The sequence below is a fragment of the Sphingosinicella sp. genome (genome assembly GCF_013911755.1).
Lineage (GTDB): Bacteria > Pseudomonadota > Alphaproteobacteria > Sphingomonadales > Sphingomonadaceae > Sphingosinicella.
On sequence record NZ_JACESP010000033.1, the window covers coordinates 20,963 to 28,979 of the forward strand.

Annotated in this window: 8 protein-coding genes; 5 read left to right on the forward strand and 3 right to left on the reverse strand. The window is 65.0% G+C overall.

Features of this window, described 5'->3' with window-relative positions; all coding sequences use genetic code 11:
- Window positions 1-71: 71 nt before the first annotated feature.
- Complete coding sequence (locus H2052_RS16970; protein ID WP_293784472.1) at window positions 72-569, forward strand: sterol desaturase family protein; 498 nt, start codon at window positions 72-74, stop codon at window positions 567-569.
- Window positions 566-1,819 (forward strand): sulfotransferase, encoded by a 1,254-nt coding sequence (locus H2052_RS16975; RefSeq protein ID WP_293784475.1) that lies wholly within the window; start codon window positions 566-568, stop codon window positions 1,817-1,819. The genes H2052_RS16970 and H2052_RS16975 overlap by 4 nt, the downstream gene beginning before the upstream one ends.
- Here H2052_RS16975 and H2052_RS16980 read toward each other — a convergent pair.
- Genes H2052_RS16980 through crtY form a run of 3 tightly spaced genes read right to left on the reverse strand, consistent with a single transcriptional unit; the run spans window position 1,725 to window position 5,318 of the window.
- On the reverse strand, window positions 1,725-2,687 hold the full coding sequence (locus H2052_RS16980; RefSeq protein ID WP_293784478.1) for a phytoene/squalene synthase family protein: 963 nt from the start codon (window positions 2,685-2,687) through the stop codon (window positions 1,725-1,727). The two genes, H2052_RS16975 and H2052_RS16980, sit on opposite strands and share 95 nt — an antisense overlap.
- On the reverse strand, window positions 2,680-4,161 hold the full coding sequence (locus H2052_RS16985; RefSeq protein WP_293784481.1) for a phytoene desaturase: 1,482 nt from the start codon (window positions 4,159-4,161) through the stop codon (window positions 2,680-2,682). The genes H2052_RS16980 and H2052_RS16985 overlap by 8 nt, the downstream gene beginning before the upstream one ends.
- 8 nt (window positions 4,162-4,169) lie before the next feature.
- Entirely contained in the window at window positions 4,170-5,318 is a 1,149-nt protein-coding gene (gene crtY / locus H2052_RS16990) for a lycopene beta-cyclase CrtY (RefSeq protein WP_293784484.1), read from the reverse strand.
- A 112-nt stretch (window positions 5,319-5,430) separates the two neighbouring features.
- Between crtY and H2052_RS16995 the strand changes: the two genes are divergently transcribed.
- The 3 genes from H2052_RS16995 to H2052_RS17005 all read left to right on the forward strand — a co-directional run.
- Window positions 5,431-6,201, forward strand: a complete 771-nt coding sequence (locus H2052_RS16995; RefSeq protein ID WP_293784493.1) for a sterol desaturase family protein — start codon at window positions 5,431-5,433, stop codon at window positions 6,199-6,201.
- Window positions 6,116-6,544, forward strand: a complete 429-nt coding sequence (locus tag H2052_RS17000; protein WP_293784487.1) for a DUF2141 domain-containing protein — start codon at window positions 6,116-6,118, stop codon at window positions 6,542-6,544. The genes H2052_RS16995 and H2052_RS17000 overlap by 86 nt, the downstream gene beginning before the upstream one ends.
- 25 nt (window positions 6,545-6,569) lie before the next feature.
- Window positions 6,570-8,017, forward strand: a 1,448-nt coding sequence (locus H2052_RS17005) for a lipopolysaccharide biosynthesis protein (RefSeq protein WP_293784490.1), incomplete at its 3' end; no start/stop codon positions are given.

Below are 8,017 nucleotides of genomic sequence, written 5' to 3' on the forward strand. Positions count from 1 at the left end.
TCCGATGTTCGCGGCGTTCTTCACCCGATCTGCCTTAACCCAAGCTGACCCCGGTGCTATAGCTCTGCGCCATGAGCATCTGGACCGGCATCCTCGTCGCACTCGCCGCGACGCTCGCCATGGAAGGCGTCGCCTATGTCGCGCACCGCTGGGTGATGCACGGCTTCCTCTGGTCGCTGCACAAGTCGCACCACGAGCCGCGCACGGGCATCTTCGAGAAAAACGACTGGTTCGCCTTCATGTTCGCTTTGCCCTCGATCGCGTGCATCTACCTTGGTGTCGAGGCCGGATGGCATCCGGCGTGGATGTGGGCAGGCATCGGCATCGCGGGCTACGGCGCGATCTATTTCGGCTTTCATGACGTCATCGTCCACCGCCGCATCGCACACGGATATGTGCCGAAAAGCGCCTACATGAAGCGTATCGTACAGGCGCACCGGCTGCACCATGTGGTGAACAGCAAGCACGGCACCGTGTCGTTCGGCTTCCTGTGGGCGCCCCCCGTGCGCGTGCTGAAGCCAGAGCTTGAGCGCGCCGGCGGCGACATCCGGGTGCCGACGGGCGCGTGAGGCCGGCGCCGCGGCCCACAGCGTTTCGGCTTGCCGAGCGTTTGCTGCCGAAACTGTGGTCGGCCGGGGTGCTGCCGCCGCCCGATCTCGATGAAGACCGGCTGTTCCGGCAGGCGCGCCGCGTGGCGAAGCTGGACGATTGCGGCCCCGACGATGCCTGGCGCGACAATCTCTCCGTGCTGCTCGAAGCGCTCCGCGATGCGCCGATGAACGCCATCGGCCGCACCATCGCGCATGGCAGCATCCTGAAAGTGCTCGTCGACCGCCTCCGCGCCGAGGCGCTGCTTGCCGCGCATCCCGAAATCCGCGCGCGGCCGCTCGCGCCGCCGCTCATCATCTGCGGCCAGATGCGCTCCGGCACCACGCGGCTGCAACGCCTGCTCGCCTGCGACGATCGCTTCGCACACCTCCGGCTTTTTGAAATGCTGAGCCCCGTCCCAAGACCGCACGCAGGGCGCGATCCGCGTATCCGCTGGGCAGGTTTCGGCTTGCGCTTCCTCAACTGGGTGAACCCCGGCAATGCCGCCGCGCATCCTACCGGGCCGATGGAGCCCGACGAGGAAACCGGGCTGCTGGAGCATAGTTTCTGGGGCGCGCAGATTGAGGCGCAGCGCCGCATCCCGGCGTTCGCCCGCCACTGCGAGACCGCCGACGCCCTCCCCGCCTACCGCCGCTTCGCGGACCTGCTGCGCCTAGCCGGCTGGTTTCGCGGCAGCGACCCGAAGCTCCCATGGCTTCTGAAGTCTCCACAATATCTGCAAGACCTGACTACACTTTCGGAGGTTTTTCCGGGTGCGCGCTTCATCTTCATGACGCGCGAGGCCAACGCGCTTGTGGCGTCGGGCTGTTCGCTCGTGTGGAACCAGATGGTGGTGCAGTCGGACGTGGTCGACCCGGCATGGATCGGCCGCGAATGGCTGCACAAGACCGCGCTCCGGCAGGCCCGCGCCGATGCATTCCGGGCGACGCTTGCCGATACGCGCGCCTTCGCGCTCGATTTCGCCGACATGGAGCAGGACTGGCGCGGCAGCGTGCGCCGCCTTTACGACTGGCTCGACCTGCCGCTTGGAGAGGCGCTGATGGCGCGGATGGAGGCGTATATGGCGCGCGAACGTCGCCATATCGGGCATCGCTACCGGCTCGCCGACTTCGGCCTTACGCCGGAGGGGGTGACGGCGGCGCTGGCGGCGTCCAGTCCGGCGTATCGCCCTTCTTCCACAGCGACGGACGCGGCGGTAGCGGCGTCGTGAGGTGGGCCGAAAGGAAGGCGCCGAGCACGAAGCGCAGCTTTTCGGCGATCGACGTACCCTGCCGGTGATCCCACGCCGCAGGCCCCGCCGCGCGAACCTTGTCGCCGATCGCGGCATAGATGTCGGCGGCGGAGAGTACGGCTCGACCTGAACGCCGGGGCAAACGCCGCGCGCCCTCGCGCGCCGACACGTAATAGGCATCCGCAAGATCGAGCAGCCGCCGGACAATGCCGACAAGCGCGCCGCGATGTTCGGGACGCACATGATCGCCCGGCGGTATGCCCGCATCGGCGAGCCAGTCTTCGGGGAGGTAACAGCGCCCGAGCGCGGCATCGTCGAACACGTCGCGCGCGATGTTGGTAAGCTGGAAGGCGATGCCGAGGTCGGCGGCGCGCAGCAGCAGATCGCGGTTTTCGGGTGCGATGCCCATCACGACAGCCATCATCTCGCCGACGACGCCCGCCACATGGTGGCAATAATCGAGCGTGTCTTCGATGTGGCGGAAGCGGCGCTCGTGCACGTCCATCGCATAACCCGCGAGGTGCGCGAGCGGATAGGCTTCCGGCATTCGCGTTTCGTAAGCAACCATAGAAATCGCGCCGAATGCACTGATATCGCTTTTCTTTTCTTCCAGCGCTGCACGCGTCTTCTGCTTCAATTCGGCAAGTCGCGCCGTGACGTCCGCATCCGCAGTCACACGGCCCTGCCCACCTTCCTGCCCGTCGATCACGTCGTCGCAGTGGCGGCACCACGCGTAGAGCAGCCAGGCGCGGCGCCGGGTTTCCGGGTCGAACAGCCGCGAGGCGAGCGCAAAGCTGCGCGATCCGCGCGCGATGCTGTGCTTCGCCCAGCGGGTCAGCTCATCCATCGGAAAGGTCGGCGAGCATCAGCCGGGCGGTCGCCTTCGCCGAGCCGACCACGCCCGGAATCCCGGCGCCGGGATGCGTCCCCGCGCCCACGAAATAGAGGTTCGGGATCACGTCGTCCCGGTTGTGCACGCGGAACCACGCGCTCTGCCAGAGCACGGGTTCGAGACTGAACGCCGAACCGAGGTGCGCCTTCAGTTCGGTTCTGAAATCCTGCGGCGTAAACCAGCTTTTGACCTCGATATTTTCGAGAAGTTCGGGAAGCACATGCGCATCGAGCGAACGAAGAATGCGATCGGCATACTCCGGGGCGAGACTGTCCCAATCGCCATCGTACTTCCCGAGGTGCGGCACCGGCGACAGCACGTAGAAGCTGCTGCACCCCGGCGGCGACAGCCCCGGATCGGACGCGGTCGGATGGTGCAGGTAGAGCGAGAAATCGTCGGCGAGACCGCCACCGCCGTAAATCTCATCAAGCAGCGCGCGGTAGCGCGGGCCGAACAGGATGTTGTGGTGCGGCACGTCCGGCCAAGTGCCCTTCGCACCGAAGTAGATCACGAACAGCGAAGGCGAAAACCGCTTTCGTTTCAGTGATTTCGCAGCCGATTTTCCGCGCGCGGTCGCACCCAGAAGATCGGCGTAGGTGTGCACGATATCGCCGTTGGAAGCGACCGCATCGAACACGTGGCGCTCGCCGCCCGCCATGATGCCGGTCACCCGATCCCCTTCGGTTTCGATCGCCGTGACGGGCGTCCCCAGCTTCACCGTGCCGCCCAGATCCTCGAACAGTCGAACGAGGCCGCGCACCAGCGCATGCGTGCCGCCGCGCGGGAACCAGACGCCCCATTTCTTCTCCAGCGCATGAATAAGCGCGTATATCGAGCTGGTATTGAACGGATTTCCGCCCACAAGCAACGTGTGGAAGCTGAACGCCTCGCGCAGCTTCGGATGGCGGATATGGCTCGCGACGACCGAATGGACCGAACGCCACGCGCCGTAGCGCATCAGCTGCGGCGCTGCGGCGAGCATCGATCGGAAATCCAGAAACGCTTCGTGGCCGAGCTTCTCGTAGCCTTCGCGGAACACGCCTTCGGAATAGGCGAAGAACCGCCGGTAACCTTCGACATCCTCGGGCGAAAGTGCCGCGATCTCGGCGGAGAGTCGCGCGTCGTCTCCCGTGTAGTTGAAGGTCGTGCCGTCCGGCCAGTGCAGCCGGTAGAACGGCTCGACCGGCATCAGGTCGACATAATCGGCAAGGCGGCGCCCCGAAAGCGCGAACAGCTCTTCAAGGCAGGTGGGATCGGTGACGACCGTGGGGCCGGCATCGAACGTGTACCCCCCCTCCTCGTAAACGTAGGCGCGCCCGCCCGGCTTTTCGCGCGCTTCGAACAGCGTGACGTGATGCCCGGCGGATTGCAGGCGCACCGCAAGGGCAAGCCCCCCGAAGCCGCTGCCGATCACTGCAAGTCTTGCCATTTTTCCGCCTAATCGATCCCGAGCATTACCGCGAGCGCACGCCCTACAGGTACCGGCGGGCGACCCGCAAGGATGCGCAGCTTGTCGGCGCGCGTCGAGCTGCCGGCATAGAGGCGCGCGATGAGCGCTTCCGGCAGCCGATAGAAATGCTGAAGCACGCGGTAGCGCGCGGGCGGATCGGCGGCGCGGAACAACATGCGCGCGAGCATCCGGTAATAACGGCGCCCATGCCACGTGCGCGTCGCGTGCGAACGCATGGCATTGTAGACGAGATCGGGATCGAACCGCGGCAGACCAGCGAGAAGATCGGCGGTGCGCACCGCATCGGGGAAGCTGTAGCCGGTGAGCGGATGGAAAAGCCCGGCCCGCATCCCGAGGCGCGCGACGCCCGGCGTCCCTGCATCCCAAAGCGCATCGATGTTCCCGCCGAGCGCAAGCGGCAGTACGCCCTGTTCGCTCCTGACGATACCGTGCGGGCCGAGCCCGGCGCTGAGTGCCCAATCCCCGATCCGCGCCTTCACCGTCTCCACGTCCAGATCGGGGCTGTCGCTGTAATACGTGTCCTCGATGAGCAGGCGGCGCTCGTCCCACGGCAGCACGTAGACGAAGCGGTAGCCTTCCGTCTGATCGACGGTGGCATCCATGATGAGCGGCACGTCCATGCCGTGCGGACGCAGCATCTCGATCTCCAGGCCCACGAACTTCTGCCACGCCAGATCAAGTGCCGTCGTCGGCGCATGCCCGCGCCCGTCGATGACGACGCGCGCGCCGAGCCGCTCGCCTGTTTCAAGCGTCACGCTGGTCGCATCGAGGCTGCGGACCTTGCGACCGAAGAGCAGGCAATCGGCAGGCATGGCGGCCCGAACGGCGGCATCGAGGTTCGCCGAGCGCGCGCTTGCGTAGCCGTGGTGCAGCGTTCGGCTGAACGCCGGAAAGCGAACATCGTAGCGCGGCCATCGCGCGACATAGAGCGACGCTGTCCATTCACGCTGCGCGGGCGTCATGTCGCTATCGAAGGACGACCAGATATGATCGCCGCCGATCCGGCTTTCCGCCTCGACGATCGCGACGCGAAGCTCCGGCCGCCGCGTGGCAAGCCTTAGCCCCGCAAGCCCCGATGCCAGGCCCCCGCCCACCAGGATCAGGTCGAAATCCATACCCTTTCAGGTGTAGCGGGTCGGCACACAAATGCCACCGGATTTGCATGACCGGCGGCCGCGCGGCTGATAGAAGGCGCGCGTGGTCGAAGCCCTCATCACCGTTGCCGCGATGATCCTGATCGTCGCCGTCCGCTATCTGGCGGTCTCAGGCGCGTTTGCGTGGCTTTCGGGGCGCGTGCGGCCCGGCATCTACGCGGGCGCGCGGATGTCGCGGCAGATCCGCAGCGAGATCGGCTGGTCGCTGACGGCCGCGGCGATCTATGCGGTGCCGGCGGGGGTCGCGGTCTATGCGTGGCAGGCGCACGGCTGGACGCGGATTTACACCGATCCGGGCGCTTTCGGCTGGTGGTGGCTCCCGGCGAGCGTGCTCGCCTACCTCCTCATCCACGACACGTATTTCTACTGGACACACCGCTGGATGCACGCGCCCCGACTGTTCGCGCGCATTCACAAGGTGCACCACGACAGCCGGCCGCCGACAGCGTGGGCCGCGATGAGCTTCCATCCGTGGGAATCGCTGATCGGCGCGGCGCTGATCCCGGCGCTGACGTTCGTCATACCCATCCATGTCGCGGCGCTCGGCTTCGTGCTGACGGTGATGACCTTTTTCGGCGTCACCAACCACATGGGCTGGGAGCTGTTTCCGCGCAGGCTGGTTAACGGGCTGTTCGGGAAGCTGGTGATAACCGCGTCGCACCATCACCGGCATCATCAGGATTATCGCTGCAACTACGGCCTCTATTTCCGGCACTGGGACAGGTTTTGCCAGACGGACAGCGGCCTTGGAGATTTCGATGCTGAAACGCGTGCTCATCATGGCGGCGTCCCTGCCGCTTCTCGGCGCGGCGCCGCCGCAGGCCTCGCTGCACCTGACGTTTGAGGGGCTGCGCTCGCAGAAGGGCAGTATTCGCCTCTGCCTGTGGAGCGATGCGTCGGGCTATCCGGACTGCACGCATGGCAGGGGCGCCACAAAGGAAAGCGTGCTGGCATCGAATCCCGTGCTCGACATCGCCGGACTTCAGCCGGGCGACTATGCCATCTCGGCGATCCATGACGAGAACGACAACAAAAAGCTCGACAAGAGCTTCATCGGTATGCCGACGGAGGGCGTTGCCTTCTCGAACAACGCGAAGATCGCCTTCGGTCCACCGAAGTTCGACAAGGCGCGCTTCCACGTGGAAGGCGAGACGACGCAGACGCTGCGTATGCGTTATTTCCTTTGAAACCGATACGCCTTAACGGACCCGCATGAAGTTCGAACGCAGCGACAAGAATGTGGGAGACCGCGTGCTGAAGGGCGCGCTGTTCATGACGGGCGCGCGCTTCATCCTGCGTCTGTTCAGCCTGGTCAACCTGATGGTTCTGGGCCGTCTGCTCGATCCTTCGGACTATGGCGTCGCCTCCTATGCCATCGCCATCATCGGCCTGACGCAGGTGTTTTCCGACATACGGGTCAACAGCGCGCTGATCTCGATGCGCGAGGTGAACACCACGCACCTTGATACGGGTTTCACGATCAATCTGCTGCGCGGCATCATCGTGGCCGGCCTGCTGTTCGCCTTCGCGGACCCGATCGCCGCCTACGCGAAGGAGCCCGCACTTGCCAATGTGCTGCGGGTCATCTCGATCGTGCTGATATTCGATGGGCTGAAAAACCCCGCCATGCTGATGTTCCGCAGGAACATCGACTTTTCGCGCGAATTCAAGCGCGTCGCGCTCTCCACCGTCATCGGTTCGCTTTCGGCAATCGCGGTCGCCATTCTCACCGAAAGCTACTGGGCCATCGTCGCCGGCACGGTGGCGGGCCGCCTGACGGAAACCGCTTTCAGCTATTGGCGCATCCCTTACAAACCAACGCTGGGCTTCCGCGAAAGTGGCGCATTCCTGCGCTTCGGCAGCTGGATGACCATCGACGCCATCCTCGACTACATGACCACTGCAGCACCCACGCTTCTGCTTGGGCGCTACGCGGGCGCCCATGCGCTCGGTTTCTACACGGTTGGCAAGGATATTTCCCAGCTCGCCACGCGGGAACTCACCGGTCCGCTGACGCAGGCGCTCTTTCCGGGTCTTGCCGCGCTCGCGCACGATACGGCGCGCCTGCGCGTGGCCTACCGCAAGGCGCAGGCAACGGTTCTCGGCATTGCGCTGCCTATCGGATTTGGCTCGGCGATACTTGCCCCCGAACTCGTCGCGTTGATTGTTGGGCAAAAGTGGCTTGTTGAAGCCCCGCAGGTCGTCCAGGTGTTTGGCCCTGCCTACGCGATCTCGATGGTCGGCGCTTCCACGAACGGTCTGGCGATGGCGAAACTCGCGCTTCGGCAGATGGTGATGCGCGCGACGTTCATGGCCGTTATCGCACTGCCTTTGTTCTGGTACGCCGCAAGTCAGCACGGCGCGCCCGGCATGATCTACGCCATGGCGGGCTACCTGATGCTGCGCGCCTCGGTAAACATGCTCTTCGCCAAAACACTGTTGAAGGACTCTTTCTTCGCAGCATTCCTGATGGGCTGGCGGAGCCTTGTGGCCGTTGCCGGCATGTCGGCGGTATTGTTGCTGATGCCCGCGTCATCGCCGGCAGGCATGTCTGAATTTGCCATTCTGCTTTCTGTGCTGCCGCGCGTCGCAGTCGGCGCCGTCGTCTATATCGCAGCCCATGTGCTGCTCTGGAAGCTGGCGGGATCACCCGACGGCTT